This is a genomic window from Streptomyces silaceus, assembly GCF_001419745.1.
GTDB lineage: Bacteria > Actinomycetota > Actinomycetes > Streptomycetales > Streptomycetaceae > Streptomyces > Streptomyces silaceus.
Genome location: NZ_LIRJ01000726.1, coordinates 1 through 1,243, shown reverse-complemented (window position 1 = coordinate 1,243; position 1,243 = coordinate 1). Strand labels below are relative to the sequence as shown.

Annotated in this window: 1 protein-coding gene and 1 pseudogene; one reads left to right on the top strand and one right to left on the bottom strand. The window is 74.1% G+C overall.

The window, feature by feature from the left end:
* Positions 1-6: 6 nt before the first annotated feature.
* A complete protein-coding gene (locus tag AOK22_RS39040; protein ID WP_341845648.1) occupies positions 7-912 on the top strand; it encodes an aminoglycoside phosphotransferase family protein in 906 nt (301 codons plus the stop codon).
* Positions 913-957: 45 nt separating this feature from the next.
* On the opposite strand, the pseudogene AOK22_RS39035 reads toward AOK22_RS39040, so the two are convergent.
* Positions 958-1,243: pseudogene (locus tag AOK22_RS39035) on the bottom strand (LysE family transporter); the annotation flags it as partial.

Genomic DNA, 1,243 nt, shown 5'->3' with positions numbered 1-1,243 from the left:
CCCCACATGTCCCCCACCCCCAGAAAGATGCACGCCGACGAGGCCGACCTCGACGAGGCGCTCGTAAGTCGTCTGGTCGCCGCCCAGTTCCCGGCGTGGGCCGGGCTGCCGGTGGAGTACGTCGACTCCGCGGGGACGTCCAACGCCATGTACCGGCTCGGTGCGGACATGGTGGTGCGGCTGCCCCGGGTCGCGGGGGCGGCCGAGGACGTGGGGGCGGAGCACCGTTGGCTGCCCCGGCTCGCGGCGGTGCTGCCCGTCGCGATTCCCGCGCCGCTCGGGAAGGGGGAGCCCGGCGAGGGGTATCCGTACCCGTGGTCCGTCTTCCGGTGGTTGGAGGGGGCGACGCCCGATCCGGCGGAGCCTTTCGCGGAGCCCGGCCTGTTCGGCAAGGATCTCGCGGAGTTCCTGGTGGCCCTGCGCCAGGTGGACCCGGCCGGCGCGCCCGTCTCCTACCGCGGTGACCCGTTGGCCGGGCGTGACGCCGACACCCGCGCGGTGCTCTCCGGGCTGCGCGGCACCGTGGACGAACGGGCCGTGACCGCCGTGTGGGACGCCGCGCTGGGCGTCCCGGCGTGGGACCGGCCCGGCGTGTGGGTGCACGGGGACCTCCAGCCGGGCAACGTACTCGTCGACGGCGGTCGGCTCGGTGCCGTCATCGACTTCGGGTGCATGGGTACGGCCGACCCCGCCGTCGACCTGATCTCCGCGTGGTATCTGATGGACGCGGAGGCCCGTGCGGCGTTCCGTGCCGCCCTCGGCCCGGCGGCCGACGACGCGATGTGGGAGCGCGGGCGGGGCTGGGCCCTGACGATCGCCCTCAACGAGATCGCGTACTACCAGGAGACGAACCCCGTGATGGCCCGCATCGCGCGGCGCGTCATCGGCGAACTGACCGGCCCCTCGCTGTAGTTCAAGGGCCCCAAGGGAACCCCCTCCCCTCCTGACGTCACTCGCTCACCCGCCCACCACCAGGTGTACCGCGAGCCCCGTGATCAGGGCGCTCGACGCGAGGGCCGTGCACAGGCGCCCCCTGGCGCCCGTCAGGATCCGGCCGAGCAGCGCGCCGCCGCCCGCGAGCAGCAGTTGCCAGCTCGTGGACGCCGCGAAGGCGGCCAGCGCGAACGCCGCCTGTTCGGGGCGCGTCAGCGATGCCGTGGCGGGGCTGCCGAGGACGAGGGCGGCGAAGTAGATCACCGTGGCGGGGTTGAGGAGTGTGATGCCGAGGAGGGCGGCGTAGGCG